The sequence below is a fragment of the Streptomyces sp. NPDC050418 genome (assembly GCF_044458745.1).
In the GTDB taxonomy this organism is placed as follows: Bacteria; Actinomycetota; Actinomycetes; order Streptomycetales; family Streptomycetaceae; genus Streptomyces.
Map to the genome: position 1 here is coordinate 97412 of NZ_JBITIG010000006.1, position 17044 is coordinate 114455.

Genomic DNA, 17044 nt, shown 5'->3' on the forward strand with positions numbered 1-17044 from the left:
ATTCAAGCCACTACTCTACGCCCGCGGCGATGGCCAAGGTAGAGGCCATGACAACCCGGACCGCACCTTCCGAGCAGGCACGACCCGCCGCCTCGGCAAGCCCCGAACACCGGCACTCCCCTGCGCTCACCCTGCTCGCCGCCCTGCTCGGCTTCTTCCTCATCACCCTCGACGTGTCCGTCGTGAACGTCGCCCTGCCGTCGATGGCCGACTCGCTCGGCGCGGGCATGACCGGTCTGCAGTGGGTGGTGGACTCGTACACCCTGGCGCTCGCCGCCCTGATGCTCTCGACCGGGGCGTTCGCGGACCGGATCGGTGCGACGAAGGCGTACGGGATCGGGGTCGCGCTGTTCACGGCGGCCTCCGTGGCCTGCGGTCTGGCCCCGAACCTCGCCGTCCTGACCGGCGCCCGCGTCCTTCAGGGCATCGGCGCCGCGATCGTGCTGCCCGCCTCGCTCGCGCTGGTCCGCCGCGCCTTTCCCGACGCGGCCCAGCGGGCCCGTGCGGTGGCGGCCTGGGCGGCGGGCGGTTCGGCGGCGACGGCGTTCGGTCCCGTCGCGGGCGGCGCCCTGACCACGGCCTGGGACTGGCGCGGGATCTTCTTCATCAACGTGCCGTTCGGCCTGCTCGCGCTCGCCCTCCTGGTGCGGGCACCGCGCTTCGAGCGCCGTCGTACGCCGCTCGACCTGCCGGGCCAGACGAGCGCGGCGGTGGCGCTGACCGCGCTGGCGTTCGCGGTGATCGAGCGCGGCGCGGTGGGTGCCGTGGCCGCGGTGGTGGCGGTCGGCGCCGCGGCGGTGTTCGTACGGATCGAGCGGCGCCAGGCACACCCGGTCGTGCCGCTCGGCCTGTTCCGCAACCGCACGGTCGCGGTGATGGTGGCGACGGGTGCGGCGGTGAGCGTGGCGTTCTACGGTCTCGTCTTCGTGTTCAGCCTCTTCTTCCAGGAGGAGCAGGGGCGTTCGGCGATGGCGGCCGGTCTGATGTTCCTGCCGATGACGGGGCTGATCGCCGTCTCCAACATCGTCGCGGGCAAGCTCGCGGGGCGGTACGGACCACGGCTGCCGATGCTGATCGGGCAGCCTGTCGCGATCGTCGGTCTGCTGTTGCTGCTCCTCGTGGACGAGCGGGACTCCACGCTCATGCTGGCGCTGATCCTGATGCCGATGGCCATCGGCTCGGCCCTGACGGTGCCGCCGCTGACCGCCGCGATCCTGGACGCCGTGCCGGCCGAGCGGGCGGGTCTGGCGGCGGGAGTCCTCAACTCGGCGCGTCAGGTGGCGGGCGCGCTGAGCGTCGCCGTGTTCGGGGTACTGATCTCGGGTTCGTCCGGCGCCCATTCGTTCGTGACCGGTCTGCACGCGAGCGTGCTGATCGCCGCGGTGTTCATGACGGCCACGGCCACGGCGACGGCTCTGCTGCCGCGCCGTGGCCGGTGAAGTACCGGACGACGGTGCTCAGTTGCCCTCCGCGCGCACCCCGGCCTCGCGCCGCCCGTCCACCACGCGCGGCAGCCCCAGCGGGTTGGCGTCGCGCAGTTCCGGCGGGAGCAGTGCCTCGGGTGTGGTCTGGTACGCGACCGGGCGCAGCCAGCGCTCGATCGCCGTGCCGCCCACGGAGGTCGAGGTCGAGGTGGTCGCGGGGTAGGGGCCGCCGTGCTGCTGGGCCGGGGCCACCGCCACACCCGTGGGCCAGCCGCCGACGAGCACACGTCCTGCGAGCGGGGTGAGCGCGGCGAGCAGCGCGGCGCCGTGGCCCTCCCCCGCGGACTCGGCCCGGGACAGGTGCAGCGTCGCGGTGAGGTTGCCGGGCAGGCGGGACAGGACGGCGGTGATCTCGGCGTCGTCGGAGTAACGGGCGACGACCGTGACGGGGCCGAAGCACTCCTCCAGGAGCAGATCGTGCGCGCCTTCCCGGGCCAGCCGCGCGGCGTCCACGGCGAGGAAGCCCGCGCCGACGGTGTGTTCGCCGCCCGCTCCCGGCGTCACCGGCGCCTCGACGCCGTCGAGCGCGGCCCGCTCGGCGACCCCGGCGACGAAGGCCTCCCGCATCCGGTGGTCGAGCAGCACCCCGGCCTCGACCTCGCTGACCCCGTGCGTCAGCTCCTTGACCAGGACGTCGCCGTCGGCGCCCGCGGGCACGAGGACGAGACCGGGCTTCGTGCAGAACTGGCCGACGCCCAAGGTCATCGAGGCCGCGAGCCCCGCCCCGAGCTCCTCGCCGCGCTCGGCGGCGGCCGCCGCGGTGACCACCACGGGGTTGAGCGAGCCGAGCTCGCCGTGGAACGGGATCGGGTGCGGCCGGGCGGCCGCCGCGTCGAAGAGGGCGCGCCCGCCGCGTACGGAACCGGTGAAGCCGGCCGCGGAGACCAGCGGGTGCCTGATCAGCTCGACGCCGGCCTCGAAGCCGTGCACCAACTGCACGACGTCCTGCGGCAGTCCGGACTGCGCGGCGGCGCGGCGCAGCACCGAGGCGCACAGCTCGGCGGTGGCCGGGTGGTCCGGGTGGGCCTTGACGACGACCGGGCAGCCCGCGGCGAGCGCGCTGGCGGTGTCGCCGCCGGGGACGGAGAAGGCGAGCGGGAAGTTGGAGGCGGCGTAGACCGCGACGACGCCGAGCGGCACCTTGATACGGCGCAGATCCGGCCACGGCGGCGTACGGGAGTCGTCGGCGTGGTTGATCACGATGTCGAGGAAGGCGCCTTCGTCGACGATGTCCGCGAAGGAGCGCAACTGGAAGGCCGTGCGGGCCAGTTCGCCGTTGAGGCGGCCGGGGCCGAGCGCGGTCTCCGCGTCGGCCGCCTCGACCACATGGGAGGCGGTCTCCTCCAGCAGGGCGGCGGCGGTGCGCAGGAACGCGGCCCGTACGGCGCGGTCGGCCAGGGCGTCCCGTACGGCGTGGGCCGTGCGGACGACGCGGTCGATTTCCTCCGCTGTGGCCTCGGCCGCAACCTCTTCACGCGGCTTCCCCGTACGGGGGTCGACACTCCAGACTTGTGCTGCTGCCACGGGCCGGTCCTTCCACGAGGCCCGGAGGGCGGAGTTTCCTGGTGCGAAACTCTGCCGCCCACCAGGGCTGTTCGATATGCTGAACGCTGTCTCCGAATGTGAATCGCTTCGGAGGCTATGCGCAGGCGAACGAAGGGGTCAAGGGCGATGTCGGCAGCCGACACCGGTGGTGCACAGGTCAAATCCGCTGTGCGGACCGTGGAATTGCTCGAGTACTTCGCGGGCCGCCCCGGAATGCACTCGCTCGCGGCGGTCCAGGAAGCGGTCGGGTACCCCAAATCCAGCCTCTACATGCTGCTGCGCACCCTCGTGGAGCTCGGCTGGGTCGAGACGGACGCGACCGGTACGCGCTACGGGATCGGGGTGCGCGCCCTGCTCGTCGGCACCTCCTACATCGACGGCGACGAGGTGGTGGCCGCGGCCCGGCCCACCCTCGACCGGCTCTCCGACGACACCACGGAGACCATCCACCTGGCGCGCCTCGACGGGGTCAACGTGGTCTATCTGGCCACCCGCCAGTCCCAGCACTATCTGCGCCCGTTCACGCGCGTCGGCCGCCGGCTGCCCGCGCACTCCACGTCCCTCGGCAAGGCGTTGCTCGCGACCCACACCGACGAGCAGGTCCGCAAGATGCTCCCGGAGACGCTCGCGCCGCTCACCGAGCACACCATCACGGACCGCGAGCAGCTGATCGAGGAGCTGCACCAGATCCGCGAGCAGGGCATCGCCGTGGACCGCGAGGAGAACACGCTCGGGCTGCGCTGCTTCGGCGTCGCCATCCCGTACCGCACACCGGCCCGTGACGCGATCAGCTGCTCGGTGCCGGTGGCCCGCCTCACGCCGGGCCATGAACAGATGATCAAGGACGCGCTGTTCGACGCGCGCGACCGTCTCACGCTCGCCACCCGGAGGCTCTGATGGATCTCGCCCTGCGCCCCGTGCACCCCAGCGACATCCCGGTGTTCTTCCGGCAGACCAACGACCCCGAGTCGATGCGCGTGGCCGCGTTCGTCTCGCCGAAGTCCGCGGACTGGGACGAGTTCGCCGCGCACTGGGCCCGCATCTGCGAGCAGTACGTGGTGCGCACGGTGCTGCTCGACGGCGATGTGGTCGGCAGCGCGGCGGTCTACGGCGACCCGGGCGAGCTGGAGGTCACGTACTGGATCGACCGTGCGTACTGGGGCAAGGGCGTCGCAACGGCCGCGCTGCGCGCACTCGTCGGCGAGGTCACCGAGCGTCCGCTGCACGCGCGGGCGGCCGCCGACAACGCGGGGTCGATCCGGGTCCTGGAGAAGTGCGGCTTCGTCCTGACGGGGCACGACCGGGGGTTCGCGCACGCGCGCGGCGAGGAGATCGACGAAGTGGTCCTGCGCCTCGACGCCTGAGCGCGCGCCCGGACCCTCGCGCGGCGGAGGCGGATCCGCCCGGACCCTCTCCCCCGCGCGGCGGAGGCGGATCGTCTTCCCGTCGGACGGCACGGGGGCGGCGGGACAGGAACGTGGAGGCATGACCACGACACCGCTCACCACCCGGACCACCGACCGACCCGCGACAAGCCGCGGCGTCAAGGCGCTGCGTGCGGTCGCCATCGCCGCGTGCGTCCCGTATCTCTCGCTCAAGCTCACCTGGATCTTCGGCGGCCGTATCGGCATCCCCGAGGACAGCACCCTGCTCGACCACCGCGCCACGATGCTGATCGCCAACACCGCGACGGTCCTGATGGACGCCTGCGTCGTCGTCCTGGCCCTGCTGCTCACCCGGCCCTGGGGGCTGCGCGTGCGGTCCTGGCTGCTCGCCGTGCCGATGTGGGCGGCGACCGGGCTGCTCGCGCCGATCATGGCCGGGTTCCCGCTGCAGATCCTGGTCCGGCTCCTCGGCGGCAGCGTCCGCACCGAGGCGGCGAACGACCCCTTCCTCCACGAGTGGGTCTTCTCGGTGGTGTACGGCGGCTTCATCCTCCAAGGCCTCGCTCTCGGCGCCCTGTTCGTGCTGTACGCGCGCCGGCGCTGGGGCCACATCTGGCAGGGGCGCGTGTGGGATCTGGACGCCGGCCCGAAGGCACCCGCCGTCGCGGCGGCCGTGTGCGCGGTCCTTCCGGTGACCACCCACACCCTCTGGGCGACCGGCTCCGCGACGGGCCTCAGCTCCGCCGCCGCGGACGGCCGCGCCTCGGACTTCTACGCCCTCGAGGTCCTGTACGCCCTCTTCCCTGTCGTCGCCGTCGCCGGCGCCCTGCTCCTCGCGTTCCGTCCCGCCCCCGGTCTCGCGCTGCGGGTGCCGCTCGCGCTCGTCTGGCTCGGCTCGGCGGCCACCGCGTGCTGGGGCGGCTGGCTGCTCATCGGCTCGCTCGCGGCCACGGACATGGCGGACCGCCCGACAGCGCTGATGCTGCTGACCTACGCTGGGGCCATGATCACCGGCCTGCTCGTCCTGCTGACCGGGGTGCGGCACACCGCCGCCCGGCGCGCGTCCGTATGAGACTGCGCGCCCGTGCCGAGGCGCTGCTCGGCCACCGCGCCCGGCTGCGCTGGGTCCATCTGGTGCTCGGCGGCGCCCTGTTGATGCCGTTCTGGCTCGTCACCGCGCTGATCGTGGCGCCGGTGGCGGGCCAGGGCAGTGTCATGGCGGGCGGGGCGGTCCTGACCCAGTTCGGGGCGTTCCTGGCGGCGCTGCCGCTCGTCGCGGTCGCCGGGCTCTTCCCGCTCGTCCGGCCCCTCTCGGTGGGCATGGCGCGGGCACTGTGCGGCGTGGACGGTGCGCGGTTCGCGGACGGTCCGGCCCGGGGATGGGCCGCCCGCCGGCGGACGGCGGGCTGGCTCACCCTTCATGTGGCGGTGGGCGGGCTGCTCAGCGGGATGATGCTCGCGCTGCCGCCGTTCGCGGTGTCGGTGATGCTCCTCCCGGTCTTCTCGGCTTTGCGGGACTGGCTGCGGCTCCCGCCGTCCCTCGAAGAACCCTGGGTGCTGGCACTCGCCCCGTTCGCCGGGCTCGCGATGCTCCTGGTGCTCGCCCTCTGCGCCACCGCCGCCGGGTCGCTGCTCGCCCGCTGCGCGCCCGTGCTGCTCGGGCCCACCCCGGCGGACCGGCTCGCGGCCGCCGAGGAACGCGCGGCGGAACTGGCCGTGCGCAACCGGCTCGCCCGCGAACTGCACGATTCCGTGGGCCATGCGCTCAGCGCCGTATCGCTGCAGGCGAGTGCCGCGCGCCGGGTCCTCGACCGCGATCCGGCCTTCGTGCGCGAGGCGTTGGCGGCCATCGAGGACACGACACGGCGCACGGTCGGTGAACTCGACGCGGTGCTCGGTCTGTTGCGCGAGGGCGACGACGCCTCGAAGGCACCGGCGCCCACGCTCGACCGCGACCTGCCCGGGCTCCTGGAGCGCACCCGGGCCACGGGAACACGGGTCACGGCCGCCGTCGAGGTCGAGACGGCGGCGCTGCCCGCCCTGGTGTCGCGGGAGGCGTACCGCATCGTCCAGGAAGGCCTGGGCAACGCGCTGCGGCACGCGGCGGACATGCCCGTCGCGCTGCGGATCGCCCCGTCCGGTGCGTCCGGCGAGGAGCTGGAGATCGTGATGGAGAACCCCCTGCCCTCCGACGACAGGGCGGCGCACCGCACCCGCCCCGGCGGCGGCCATGGCCTCAAGGGCATCGCCGACCGGGCCCGGCTGCTCGGCGGCACCGCGAGCGCCGGACCGTACGAAGGGCCCGACGGCGAGCTGTGGCGGCTCGCGGTCCGGCTTCCGCCGACCGCCGGCAAAGGCGCCCGATGAGCACGCCCCACCAGGGAGATGCCCGATGAGCACACCGTCCCCGATCCGTGTCGTGCTCGCCGACGACGAGCGCATGGTGCGCACGGCGCTGCGCGCGATCCTCGGCGCCGAGCCCGGTCTGGAGGTCGTCGGCGAGGCGGAGAACGGCCCCGAGGCCGTGTCCGTGGTGCGTGCGCTCCGTCCCGACGTGGTGCTCATGGACGTACGGATGCCCGGGATCGACGGGATCCGCGCCACCGAGCAGCTCGTCGGCTCGCTGCCCGACCCGCCCCGGATCGTCGTCGTGACGACCTTCGAGAACGACTCGTACGTCTATGACGCCCTGCGCGCGGGCGCCGCGGGCTTCCTGCTCAAACGCGCCGACGCCGACCAGCTGGTGCAGGCGGTCCGTACGGTCGCGGGCGGCGACTCCCTCCTGTTCCCGGCGGCGGTCCGCAGCCTCGCGGCGGAGCACGCGGCACGGGACCGTCCGCGGCCGCCGTGGGTGGCGCGGCTCACGGACCGCGAGGCGGAGGTGCTGCGGAGGATGGCGACCGGTCTGACGAACGCGGAGATCGCCGGGCAGCTGGGCGTGGGGCCCGCGACGGTCAAGACGCACGTGGCCGCGGTCCTCGCGAAGACCGGCGCGCGGGACCGTACCCAGGCGGTGATCGCGGCGTACGAGGCGGGCTTCGTCGGGACGTGAGGCGCGGCCCGCCCCATATGAACGTTTCCTGTGAATCGGGACACGGGCGGAACGATTCGCTCCGCCTGGTTCGTCCTCCCCAGTGATGAACAAGACGATCAGGCGGATCTCGGTCTTCACGCTGCTCCTCGTCCTGTCCCTCCTGGTGAGGGCGACATGGGTGCAGTACTACGACGGCCAGGCCCTCGCGGACAGCAAGCACAACCGGCGCGGCACCATCGACAAGTACGCGTACCCGCTGGGCGGCATCATCGTGGGCGGTGAGGACATCACCGGCTCGGTGCGGACCAAGGGCGGTGACCTCAAGTACAAGCGCTCGTACCAGGACGGATCCCTGTACGCGGCCGTGACCGGCTACAGCTCGCAGGTGTACGGGGCCACGCAGCTGGAGGGCATCTACCAGGACGTTCTCGACGGCACGGACACGCGCCTGAAGAACCCGCTCGACACGCTCACCGACAAGCGGGCCGACCCGGGCGACGTCGTCACGACCATCGATCCCGCCGTGCAGAAGGCCGCGTACGAGGCGCTCGGCGACAAGAAGGGCGCCGCGGTCGCCATCGACCCGAAGACCGGCAAGATCCTCGGCCTTGTCTCCACCCCTTCGTACGACCCGTCGAAGATCGCCGGTTCCACGGACGGTGACGCCTGGAAGCAGCTCACCGAGGACGAGGACAAGCCGCTGGTGAACCGGGCGATCCGGCAGCCGCTGCCGCCCGGTTCGACGTTCAAGCTGGTCGTCGCGGCGGCGGCGCTCGAGGACGGTCTGTACAGCTCGGTGGACGTACCGACGAAGAGCCCCTCCCCGTACACGCTGCCGGGCACCACCACGACGCTGCCCAACGACATTCCCTCGGCGCCCTGCGAGAACGCCACGATCCGCACCGGTCTGCGCTACTCGTGCAACAACGTCTTCGCGCAGATGGCGGCGGACCTCGGGCAGGACAAGGTCAAGGCGATGGCGGAGAAGTTCGGCTTCAACGACGACGAGCAGGACATCCCCGTACGGGCCTCGCAGAGCCTGTACCCGTCGGACATGGACAAGGCGCAGACGGCGCTCTCGGGTATCGGCCAGTTCGACGTGACGGCCACGCCGCTGCAGATGGCGATGGTCTCCGCGGCCATCGCCAACGGCGGCACGCTCGTCGACCCGCACATGGTCTCGCAGGTGACGGACGCGGACGGTTCGGTGCTGCAGAGCTTCGACGACGCGGACAGCTCGCGGATCGTCAGCGAGCGGGTGGCCGATGAGCTGCAGTCGGCGATGCAGACGGTCGCGGACCAGGTCGGCGCCAACGCGAAGATCCCGGGCGCGACCGTGGGCGGCAAGACGGGCACGGCCCAGCACGGTGTCGACAACGAGGGCACCCCGTACGCCTGGTTCACCTCGTACGCGAAGGGGTCCGACGGCAAGGAGGTGGCCGTCTCCGTGATCATCGAGGACTCGGGCGCGGCCCGCGACCAGATCAGCGGCACGGGTCTGGCGGCGCCGGTCGCGAAGGCGATGATGCAGGCGGCCCTGAAGAGCTGACCTTCGGTGGGGCCTTCGCCGGGGCCTTCGGTGGGGGTGCCGTGCGGGGCACCCCCACCGGCGGGCTCACTTCACGTCGAGCAGCTGCTCGATCGGGTCGATGCCGAAGTAGACGAGGAACAGGGCGGCCGCTCCCCACAGCAGCCAGTGGACCTCGCGGGCCTTGCCGAGCACCGTCTTGATCACGACGTACGCGACGAAGCCCGCGCCGATGCCGTTGGTGATCGAGTAGGTGAAGGGCATCACGACGACCGTGAGGAAGGCGGGGATCGCCAGGTCCCAGCGTTCCCAGTCGATGTGCCGTACCTGCGCCATCAGCAGGAAGCCGACCGCGACCAGGGCCGGTGCGGCGGCCTGGGCGGGGACGATCAGGGCGAGCGGCGCGAAGAACAGGGCGAGGGCGAACAGGCCACCGGTGACGAGGTTCGCGAAGCCGGTGCGGGCGCCTTCGCCGACACCGGCCGCCGACTCGATGTACGAGGTGTTGGAGGACGCGGAGGCCGCGCCGCCGGCCACGGCCGCGGCGCCGTCGATGAGGAGGACCCGGCCCAGGTGCGGGACCTTGCCCTCGTCGTCGAGCAGCCCGGCCTCGCTGGAGATGCCGACGACGGTGCCCATCGTGTCGAAGAAATCGCTCAGGATCAGCGTGAAGATCAGCAGGACGAGCGTGACGGCGCCGACCTCGGAGAAGGCACCGAACGGGCTGAACGCGCCGAGCAGCCCGAAGTCCGGGGTGCCCACCACGTCGTCGGGAACGGCCGGGACGGTCAGGCCCCAGGCGGCGGGCGCGATGTCGGCGATCTCGTTGATGATCACCGCGATGACCGTGGTGACGACGATGCTGATCAGGATCGCCCCGCGCACCTTGCGCGCGAGCAGCGCCACGGTGAGCAGCACTCCGACGCAGAAGACGAGAATCGGCCAGCCCGAGAGGTGACCGCCGGCGCCGAGCTGGACGGGTACGGAGCCGGTGTCGCCGGGGATGCGGGTGGCGAAGCCGGCGTCGATGAAGCCGATGAACGCGATGAAGAGACCGATCCCGACGCTGATCGCGTACTTCAGCGCGGGCGGGATCGCGTGCATCACGGCCTCGCGCAGGCCGGTGACGACGAGGACGCAGATGAGGATGCCCTCGACGAAGACGAGCCCCATCGCGTCCGGCCAGCTCATCTGCGGGGCGAGCTGGAACGCCACCACGGCGTTGAGTCCGAGTCCGGCGGCGAGGGCGAGCGGCAGATTGCCGCCGACGCCCATGATGACCGTCATCACGGCGGCCACCAGGGCGGTGGCGGTGACGAGTTCGGCCCCGTCGAGCTTGTTGCCGTACTTGTCCTCGGCGGTGCCGAGGATGATCGGGTTGAGCACGAGGATGTAGGCCATGGTGAAGAACGTGGCGAAGCCGCCGCGTATCTCCCGGCCGAAGGTCGAACCACGCGCGGTGATCCGGAAGAACCGGTCCACGGGGTGTGCGGATGGTTCAGGTATGCCGTCGGTCTTGCCGGCCGGCTCTCCTGTGTGTGACACGGCGTTGCTCCCGAGGGGTCAGGGTGCGGGTGTTGGCTGGATTGTTCCCCTGCTTCGATCGCTCCAGGTTTTCGCCGTGTTACGGATCGGGCGTCAACTGATCCTTTCTGTCCGCCTGTTGCCCTGTCTGCCCGTTGCCTTAGGTCCGCCCACTGCCCACGGTGTACGAGACGCCTTCCTCGGCGCGCAGCGTGGGTCCGCCGAAGACGGCGGCGGCACGGGCGGTCGCCTCGTCCGGGGTGAGCGTCGGGCCGACGTGGGTGATGAGCAGCGTGCCGACGCCCGCCTCGCGCGCCAGTGCGCCCGCGTCCTCGGGCGTGAGGTGCAGTCGCGGTCCGTTCACCCGCGGTCCGTCGTGCCGGTCCAGATATGCCTCGGCGAGCAACACGTCCGCGCCGCGCGCGAGTTCGGTCAGCTCCGGGCCCGGTCCGCTGTCGCCCGTATACGCGAGGACGTGTCCGGCGTACGTGATCCTCGCGCCGTACGCCTCGATGCCGTGCGGCACGGCGTGGCCGGTCAACTCGGCGTCTCCGAACCGGAGGGTGCCGCCGTCCTCGATCGCGTGGAACGCGAACACCTCGGCGAGGGCTCCGGGGTCCGGCTTCCCGTAGAAGGCGGCGAGGCGGCCGGGCGCGGCGGCGGGCGCGTGCACCGGGACCGGCCGGTCGATCCGCAGCCCGCCGTCGGAGATCCCCGCCTCGGCCGCGATCAGATCCGCCCAGTGATCGGAGTGCAGGTGGCTGATCCACACCGCGCTCAGCTCCTGCGGCCGCACATGCTGTTGGAGCGCGGCGAACGTCCCGGGCCCCGCGTCCATCCAGACCTTCGCGTCACCAGCCTCCACGAGGTAACCGGAACAGGGGTGCCCCGGCCGGGGGTGCGGGGCGGCGGTGCCGAGCGGGGTGAGCGTGAAGGTCATGGGCCGAGGCTAGGGGGTGGTGTGCGGAGCCCGTCCGCCACCGGCGGTCAAGGCGCCTCAGCCCGCGGCCCAGCCCGGATCGCGGCCCGCGAGGCCGACCGTGCGGTCCAGGAGCGGCGCATCGGCCGGCACGGGCACGATCGGCCCGAAGAGCCCTTCGCGCTCGGGGCCGTCCGGGGTCGCGGCCACCATCTCGTACGAGACCTGCAGCGAGGCGGGGTCGGGGGCGTACGGCTGACCGGTGGCGCGCGCCAAGTCCCAGCCGTGCAGGACCAGTTCGTTCATCGCGACCTGCCCGGCGATCTCCGCCGGGAGATCCACCCCGCCCGCCTTGGTGAAGCCCTCCCAGGCGGCGGGGTCCTGCCAGGACTCGGCGAGGGAGGCCAGGTTCTTCGCCAGCTCGTCGCGCCAGCCGGGGCCGACGTCGGACGCGGCGACGTCGGGCGCGTGGTCGGCGGCGGGACCGAGGTCCTTGCGCGCCGCGTCACGGAACGCCCCGGCGAGCCCGACGATATGCCCCAGCAGATTGCGTACGGCCAGCTCCGGACAGGGCGTCGGCAGCTCCAGCTGGTCCTCGGTGACACGGTCGGCAAGCTCGGTCACGAGACGGGTCTGGGCGGCGAAGTCGATCTGCGGCATGGCTCTCCTCCGGTGGATGCTCGTACAGGGGTGACCGTCGCGGGCACGGAAACTCATCGCACCGCGCGCCGCGGGATGACCCGCCGCCGCCGCCGCCCGCCCCTACCCACCAACCCACCCGATCTGAGGCCCGCCCTAAGGCATCCGCCCTACGCCCCGCCCGTGCCCTGCCCCCACGCTGGCCTCATGCCCTGGACAGCAGCCCGTCTCGCCCGCGACCGCAACGCCGGTCTCTATCTCGCCGGTGTCCTCGTCTCCGGTTTCGGCACCTCCGCGATGTGGCTCGTGAGCGGTGTCTGGGTCAAGGAGCTCACCGGCTCCAGCGCCCTGGCCGCCCTGGCGACCTTCGCCCTGTGGCTGCCGGTGCTCGCCGGACCGCTCCTCGGCACGCTCGCCGACCGGGTGCGCCGCCGCCCGCTCCTCGTCACGACGAACCTGGCCCTGGCCGTCCTGCTCACCGCGCTGTTCGCGGTGGACGACGCGTCCCGGGTCTGGATCCTGTTCGCGGTCCTGCTCGTGTACGGGGCCGCCGGAGTCGTCCATGACGCGGCCGAGGCGGCCCTCGTCGCGACCGCCGTCGACAAGGACCTGCTCGGTGACTTCAACGGGCTGCGGATGACCGTCAACGAGGGCATGAAGCTGATCGCCCCGCTCGCGGGGGCGGGCCTGTTCGCCGCGTACGGCGGGAGCCGGGTCGCGCTGCTCGACGCCCTCACCTTCGTCCTCGCGGCCGGTCTGTACGCGCTCCTGCGGATCCGCGAGGACCGGCCCGCACCGCCCGCCGGGACGTGGTGGGAGCGCAGCGCCGACGGCGCGCGGCACCTGTGGGCGCATCCGGTGCTGCGCCCGCTCGCCCTCGCGGGCGGCTTCACGATGCTGCTCGCGGGCGTCAACGGGGCGCTGGTCTTCGCGGTGGTGGACGAAGGACTCGGTCACGCACCCGCGTACGTGGGGGTGTTGTACGCGGTGCAGGGCGCGGGTTCCGTGGCGATCGGCCTGGCGGCCGGGCCGCTGCTGCGCCGCCTCGGGGAGCGCACGTTCGCGGCGGCCGGGCTCGGCCTCTTCTCCGTGGCGGTGGCGGTACGCGCGGTGCCCCACGACGCCGTCGTCCTGGTCTGCAGCGCGGCGATCGGGGCCGGCCTGCCGTGCGTGCTCATCGCGGTCCTGACGGCGGTGCAGCAGCGCACCCCGGAGGAACTGCTCGGCCGGGTCGCGGCCACGGCCAACACCCTGGTCTTCGCCCCGAACGCGGTGGCGCTCGGGGCGGGGGCGGGCCTGGTCGCGCTGGTCGACCACCGGGCGCTGCTCGTGGCGCTCGGGGTGGCGGGCGTCGCCGCGGTACCGGCTGTGGTGCGGGGGTCACGCGCGGGTGCGGAGCGACAGCCCGCGGCGACGGCCTAACCGAGCGCCACCCGTACCGCCTCCAGATCCGCGTCCGACGCCAACCCCGCGTGATAGAGCCGCAGTTCGGTCGCGCCGAGTTCCTTCGCCCGTGCCGCGTCCTCGCGGAGGCGGCCGGGTGCGCCTCCCATGCCGCTCACCACGGTGAAGTTGGCCGCCAGTACGGCGCCGTCCACGCCCTGTGCCGCGAACGGCGTCAGCAGGTCCGCGCCGCCCGTGCACGGCACGACCACCCCGTCGGCCACGCCCATGATGTGCGCCGGGTCGACTCCCGCGTTGGCGCCGCAGTGGTACGGCACGGGGTCCGCGTGCAGCAGCACCTGGAAGTCCGCGGGGGCCGCCGCACGGACCGCCGCGACCGCCTCCTCCTGGAGCGAGCGGGCGACCGCGGTCCTGAACTCCAGGGTCGCGGCGAGAAGTTCGCCGTCGAGCAGCTTCGCCGGCGGGGCGTCCGAGGGCGCATCCCCGCGCCACACCGGTTCGAGCGCCCGCCGCACCGACGCCGTGAGGGCGTCCGGGTCGAGCCCGGTCGCCGCATAGCCGTCACGGCACGCGCCGCAGAAGCAGAGCGACATCAGATACTGCGCCCCGTCGCCGAGCGCGACGCCGCCGGTCTTGTCGTGGGCGTGCAGATGCGCGAGGCCGTACCAGCCACAGGACTCCAGCTCGGTACCGCGCGCGCCGGGCCGCACGGCCGCCTCGGCGGCGAGGTCGACGAGGTACGTGCGGGTCGCGGGCTGGGCGATGCAGGGCGCCCACGGGTAGCGGTCGCCGTAGGCGTTGACCACCGAGGTGTCCGGATGCTCGGCGCCCATCCGGGAGTTGTGGGCGAGCACGACCCAGGTGTGCACGTCGAGCCCCGCGGCGTCGAGCGCCTCGGCCGCCGTGCCGAACGCGTCGCCCGGCGCCCAGGCCCCGGCCTCGTACGGCCGCAGCGTGCGCCCCTGCCACCGTTCGCCGGGCGGGTAGAGGACCGCCGCGTGCTCGGCGGTGACGATGCGGTGCGCCGGATGGCGCGGGGTCAGGGCGCGGGTGGAGTGGTACGCGGAGGCGAGCGTGACCTGGTGGACGCCGAGCGCGGCGATGCGGTCCGCGGCGGCCGGGTCGCCGTTGACGTCCCAGGGGTAGACGAAGGCGGAGGTCGTCATGCGCCCGCTCCTTCGGCGAGCACTTCGCGTCCGCGCGCGACGAGCGCGGCCAGCTCCTCGATCTGCTGCTCGCTCGGCTCATGCAGCGGAGGGCGTACGGTTCCGACCTCGTATCCCCTGAGCCGCACCCCTGCCTTGACCAGCGCGACCGCGAACCCGCGGCCCTGGTTGCGCAGTTCGACGAAGGGCCGGTAGAAGGCGTCGATCAGCCGGGCGGCCGTCTTGTCGTCGCCGGAGCCGAGGGCGCGGTGGAAGGCGAGCGCGATGTCCGGCGCGAAGCAGAACACGGCGGACGAGTAGAGCGAGACGCCGATGCCGCGGTACGCGAGGCCGGTGAGTTCGGCCGTCGGCAGCCCGTTGAAGTAGAGGAAGTCCTCGTGACCGGCGCCGCGCACCGCGCTGACGATGCGCTGCATCAGGTCCAGGTCGCCGAAGCCGTCCTTGAAGCCCACGATCTTCGGGTGGGCGGCGAGCTGGACGACGGCCTCGGGGGTGAACACCGCGTTGTCCCGCTGGTAGACGATCACGTCCAGCGAGGTGGCCTCGGCGAGCGCGCCGTAGTGGGCGACCAGGCCCTGCTGTTCGGCCTTGACGAGGTACGGGGGCAGCGCGAGGAGTCCGTCGGCGCCTGCCTCCTCGGCGAGCCGCGCGTAGCGGACGGCGAGGGCGGTGCCGTATCCGGCGCCCGCGATCACCGGCACCCGGCCGTCGGCCGCCTCGACCGCGGCGGCGACGCAGGCCCGGAACTCCTCGGGGGTGACCGCGTGGAACTCCCCCGTGCCGCACACGGCGAACACCGCCGCGCCCCCGGCCTCGACGCCCGCGCGGACGTGCGCGCGGTAGACGTCGAGGTCGAGACCGCCGTCCGGCCCGTAGGCGGTCACGGGAAAGAACAGCGGTCCGCTTGGGATGCCGAGTCGAGCGGCGAGCGGGTCTGACGTCACGGGCTCTCTCCCTGGGGATCTGCGTCACGTTTCTGATCCGTGTCCATATTTCTGAACGCAGCCACGCTAAAGCGCGCGATCACGGCGGGTCAAGCGCCCGGGCGCGGCTCACCGGCTGCGAATTCGCCACACCGGCACGGGTCTTGACGCATCCCGCACACCCCTTGACGCACGGACCCGACGATCTTTAGCTTGTCCACGGATGTGAATGCCGTATAGAAATGCGTCCATCGCGTACGTGACGGTGCCCTGATGACCGCAGCCCGTATACGTTCGTGTGGTCCCGGCCCCGTTCGTGCGGCCACGGCCCGCCCGTGCGGTCACGCCCCAGGCACCCCGAGGAGAGAGTCCCCATGCCCGCACCCCGCACCGTTCTGCTCACCGGCGCCGCCGGCGGGCTCGGCTCCCTGATGCGGGGGCTGCTGCCCGCGTACGGCTACGAGTTGCGTCTCCTCGACCTGGTCGCCATCGAGACCGCCCCGGGGGAACCGGCCGCGGTCAAGGCCGATCTCGCGGACAAGGAGGCGCTGCGCGAGGCGGTGCGCGGGGTGGACGCGATCATCCATCTCGCGGGCATCTCCCTGGAGTCGACCTTCGACAAGATCATGAAGGCGAACGTCGAGGGGACGTACAACCTCTACGAGGCGGCACGCGAGGAGGGCATCCGGCGCGTCGTGTTCGCGTCCTCGAACCACGCCGTCGGCTTCACCCCGCGCCCGCGCGCGGGCGACCCGCTGATCGGGATCGACACACCGCGCCGGCCCGACACCTTCTACGGGCTGTCCAAGTCGCTCGGCGAGGATCTCGCCCAGTTCTACTGGGACAAGCACGGCATCGAGACCGTGTCCGTACGGATCGGTTCCTGCTTCATGGAGCCGACCTCGGTGCGGATGCTCTCGGTCTGGATGTCCCCCGGCGACGGCGCGCGCCTCTTCGACGCGGCCCTCACCGCTCCGGACGTCGGCCACACCGTGGTCCACGGCTCCTCCGCCAACACCCGCATCTGGTGGGACCTCTCCAGCGCCCGCGCGCTCGGGTACGACCCGCAGGACGACTCGGAGCAGTACGCGGAGAAGCTCGTCGCGGAGCAGGGCGAACTCTCCGACGACAATCCGGACCACGCGAACCTCGGCGGCCACTTCTGTACGAACCCGCCGATCTGGCCGTACTGACCCCACGCCTCGCGCCCACCGCACGCGCGCCCAAATCCGTTGGCAGGACGTCCGCCCCCGCCTCTAACCTCGCCCCATGCCACGACCTCACGGATTCCGATACGAGCAGCACGGCGACGAGCTCGTCACGATCACGCACCACGGGCGCGCGGCCACGACGCTGCGCGGCTCGCGCGCGCAGAAGTTCCTCGCCGAAGTGACCTCCGGGGACGAGCAGTTGGTGATGGCCCGCTGGACGGGCTCGTACAAGTTCGGCAACGAACGCGTCGCCCGCAACCACCCTCGCAATCGCTGAGGATG

The 17044-nt window shown here is 72.6% G+C and carries 16 protein-coding genes; 10 read left to right on the top strand and 6 right to left on the bottom strand.

From position 1 onward, the window contains the following. Positions 1 to 47 precede the first annotated feature (47 nt). Complete coding sequence (locus tag ACIBI4_RS15725) at positions 48 to 1439, top strand: MFS transporter (RefSeq protein WP_399204427.1); 1392 nt, start codon at positions 48 to 50, stop codon at positions 1437 to 1439. A gap of 18 nt (positions 1440 to 1457) precedes the next feature. Here the strand turns inward: ACIBI4_RS15725 and ACIBI4_RS15730 are convergent, their stop codons facing one another. Then, positions 1458 to 3008 carry an aldehyde dehydrogenase (NADP(+)) gene (locus tag ACIBI4_RS15730; protein WP_399204428.1) on the bottom strand — a complete coding sequence of 517 codons (1551 nt, stop codon included), beginning with the start codon at positions 3006 to 3008 and terminating at the stop codon, positions 1458 to 1460. 147 nt (positions 3009 to 3155) lie between these two features. Here ACIBI4_RS15730 and ACIBI4_RS15735 point away from each other — a divergent pair, with 147 nt between their 5' ends. The 6 genes from ACIBI4_RS15735 to ACIBI4_RS15760 all read left to right on the top strand — a co-directional run bounded on the left by ACIBI4_RS15735 (position 3156) and on the right by ACIBI4_RS15760 (position 8997). Then, complete coding sequence (locus ACIBI4_RS15735; protein WP_399204429.1) at positions 3156 to 3926, top strand: IclR family transcriptional regulator; 771 nt, start codon at positions 3156 to 3158, stop codon at positions 3924 to 3926. After that, positions 3926 to 4393 (top strand): GNAT family N-acetyltransferase, encoded by a 468-nt coding sequence (locus ACIBI4_RS15740; RefSeq protein ID WP_399204430.1) that lies wholly within the window; start codon positions 3926 to 3928, stop codon positions 4391 to 4393. Before ACIBI4_RS15735 ends, ACIBI4_RS15740 begins: the two co-directional genes overlap by 1 nt. A gap of 121 nt (positions 4394 to 4514) precedes the next feature. Then, entirely contained in the window at positions 4515 to 5486 is a 972-nt protein-coding gene (locus ACIBI4_RS15745; RefSeq protein WP_399204431.1) for a hypothetical protein, read from the top strand. A gap of 2 nt (positions 5487 to 5488) precedes the next feature. After that, positions 5489 to 6781 carry a sensor histidine kinase gene (locus ACIBI4_RS15750; protein ID WP_399204809.1) on the top strand — a complete coding sequence of 431 codons (1293 nt, stop codon included), beginning with the start codon at positions 5489 to 5491 and terminating at the stop codon, positions 6779 to 6781. 25 nt (positions 6782 to 6806) lie between these two features. Next, on the top strand, positions 6807 to 7466 hold the full coding sequence (locus tag ACIBI4_RS15755) for a response regulator (RefSeq protein ID WP_399204432.1): 660 nt from the start codon (positions 6807 to 6809) through the stop codon (positions 7464 to 7466). An 85-nt stretch (positions 7467 to 7551) separates the two neighbouring features. Then, positions 7552 to 8997, top strand: coding sequence for a peptidoglycan D,D-transpeptidase FtsI family protein (locus ACIBI4_RS15760; RefSeq protein ID WP_399204433.1), 1446 nt, complete (start codon positions 7552 to 7554; stop codon positions 8995 to 8997). Positions 8998 to 9063: 66 nt separating this feature from the next. Here the strand turns inward: ACIBI4_RS15760 and ACIBI4_RS15765 are convergent, their stop codons facing one another. From ACIBI4_RS15765 to ACIBI4_RS15775, 3 genes are all read right to left on the bottom strand, one after another. Continuing rightward, complete coding sequence (locus ACIBI4_RS15765; RefSeq protein WP_399204810.1) at positions 9064 to 10482, bottom strand: NCS2 family permease; 1419 nt, start codon at positions 10480 to 10482, stop codon at positions 9064 to 9066. Between the two features lie 178 nt (positions 10483 to 10660). After that, positions 10661 to 11440 (bottom strand): MBL fold metallo-hydrolase, encoded by a 780-nt coding sequence (locus ACIBI4_RS15770; protein WP_399204434.1) that lies wholly within the window; start codon positions 11438 to 11440, stop codon positions 10661 to 10663. A 57-nt stretch (positions 11441 to 11497) separates the two neighbouring features. After that, positions 11498 to 12079 (bottom strand): TIGR03086 family metal-binding protein, encoded by a 582-nt coding sequence (locus ACIBI4_RS15775; protein WP_399204435.1) that lies wholly within the window; start codon positions 12077 to 12079, stop codon positions 11498 to 11500. Positions 12080 to 12265: 186 nt separating this feature from the next. On the opposite strand from ACIBI4_RS15775, the gene ACIBI4_RS15780 reads away from it, so the two are divergent. Next, positions 12266 to 13480: an MFS transporter gene (locus ACIBI4_RS15780; protein ID WP_399204437.1), complete on the top strand. Its 1215-nt coding sequence runs from the start codon at positions 12266 to 12268 to the stop codon at positions 13478 to 13480. On the opposite strand, the gene ACIBI4_RS15785 is transcribed toward ACIBI4_RS15780, so the two are convergent. Together ACIBI4_RS15785 and ACIBI4_RS15790 are read right to left on the bottom strand one after the other, a co-directional pair. Next, a complete protein-coding gene (locus tag ACIBI4_RS15785) occupies positions 13477 to 14628 on the bottom strand; it encodes a hypothetical protein (protein WP_399204438.1) in 1152 nt (383 codons plus the stop codon). The genes ACIBI4_RS15780 and ACIBI4_RS15785 overlap by 4 nt on opposite strands. Next, on the bottom strand, positions 14625 to 15572 hold the full coding sequence (locus ACIBI4_RS15790; protein ID WP_399204439.1) for a 5-dehydro-4-deoxyglucarate dehydratase: 948 nt from the start codon (positions 15570 to 15572) through the stop codon (positions 14625 to 14627). The genes ACIBI4_RS15785 and ACIBI4_RS15790 overlap by 4 nt, the downstream gene beginning before the upstream one ends. A gap of 353 nt (positions 15573 to 15925) precedes the next feature. On the opposite strand from ACIBI4_RS15790, the gene ACIBI4_RS15795 reads away from it, so the two are divergent. Together ACIBI4_RS15795 and ACIBI4_RS15800 are read left to right on the top strand one after the other, a co-directional pair. Further along, positions 15926 to 16744, top strand: a complete 819-nt coding sequence (locus tag ACIBI4_RS15795; RefSeq protein WP_399204440.1) for an NAD-dependent epimerase/dehydratase family protein — start codon at positions 15926 to 15928, stop codon at positions 16742 to 16744. A 76-nt stretch (positions 16745 to 16820) separates the two neighbouring features. Next, positions 16821 to 17039, top strand: a complete 219-nt coding sequence (locus ACIBI4_RS15800; RefSeq protein ID WP_399204441.1) for a hypothetical protein — start codon at positions 16821 to 16823, stop codon at positions 17037 to 17039. The last annotated feature ends 5 nt before the right edge of the window (positions 17040 to 17044 follow it).